The sequence below is a fragment of the Polynucleobacter sp. MG-28-Ekke-A2 genome (assembly GCF_035012985.1).
Classification (GTDB): Bacteria; Pseudomonadota; Gammaproteobacteria; order Burkholderiales; family Burkholderiaceae; genus Polynucleobacter.
Genome location: NZ_JAYGQU010000048.1, coordinates 1 through 1,173, shown reverse-complemented (window position 1 = coordinate 1,173; position 1,173 = coordinate 1). Strand labels below are relative to the sequence as shown.

Annotated in this window: 1 protein-coding gene; it reads right to left on the bottom strand. The window is 49.3% G+C overall.

Features of this window, described 5'->3' with window-relative positions:
* A partial coding sequence (locus VC188_RS11845; protein ID WP_323484099.1) for an IS256 family transposase occupies positions 1-1,165 on the bottom strand: 1,165 nt, incomplete at its 3' end.
* Positions 1,166-1,173 lie beyond the last annotated feature (8 nt).

The following is a 1,173-nucleotide window of genomic DNA, read 5'->3' as shown; positions in this document are numbered from 1 at the left end:
TGAGCGCTGCTCTCCAGTTCCGAATCGGCATCGTCCATCTCTTTGATGCTTGCAAGATGGCCAAGTAAATCACTTTAGTTGCCGCTGTGTCGTTAGGGAATAACTTTCTACGCTTGGTGGCAGACCGAATGACGCTATTGAGCGATTCAATGGCATTGGTGGTGTAAATTGCTTTGCGGATCTCGGGTGGGTAGTCAAACAGGGTTCGTAGGTTCGCCCAGTGATTGGTCCAGGACTTGGCAATCTGCGGATATTGGACATTCCACTTACTGCCAAACTCTTCTAAGGCTTTTTGGGCTTGCGCCTCGGTAGTCGCTTGGTAGATGCGCTTGAGGTCGGCACCAACCGCTTTATAGTCCTTCCAAGATACATACTTCAGGCTACCCCGCACCATATGCACAATACACAGTTGAATGCGAGTTTGCGGGAACTCGCTAGCAATCGCCTCAGGAAACCCTTTGAGCCCATCAATGCAGGTGATGAAAATGTCTTGTACGCCACGACTCTTGAGTTCGGTCAGAACAGATAACCAAAACTTAGCGCCTTCGTTCTCTGAGATCCATAGGCCTAGTAGCTCCTTATGTCCGTCCATATCAACCCCAAGAGCCAGGTAAATGGATTTGTTGATGACCTGCATGTTCTCGCGGATCTTCACCACAATGCAGTCTAAATACACAATGGGATAGATGGCATTGAGCGGCCTGGCCTGCCACTCGGTGATCTGTTCAATGACTCTATCAGTCACCTGAGAGATCAGTGTAGCCGAGACATCGGCATCGTACATCTCCTTAAAAGCACCCACGATCTCTCTGGTCGACAAACCCTTGGCATAGAGCGTCAGAATCTGGTCATCCATGCTGGTTAAGCGAGTTTGGTGCTTGGCGACAATCTGTGGCTCAAAGCTACCGTCCCGATCTCTGGGAGCATCAATCACCACCTCTCCATGAGAACCCTTAAGGCGTTTGCTGGTAGTGCCGTTACGGGCATTGCCTTTGCCAAAGCTATTGCGATGCTTCTCGTAACCTAGATGGTGGGTGATCTCTGCGTTTAAGGCTGCCTCTACAGTGAGCTTAACTAGCTCCTGAGAGAGCATATTTAAATCTTCTGGGGTTTTGAGATCCTTGGCTAGTTCGTTGGCTAAGGCTTGTAATTTACTACGATCCATTGTGTGAT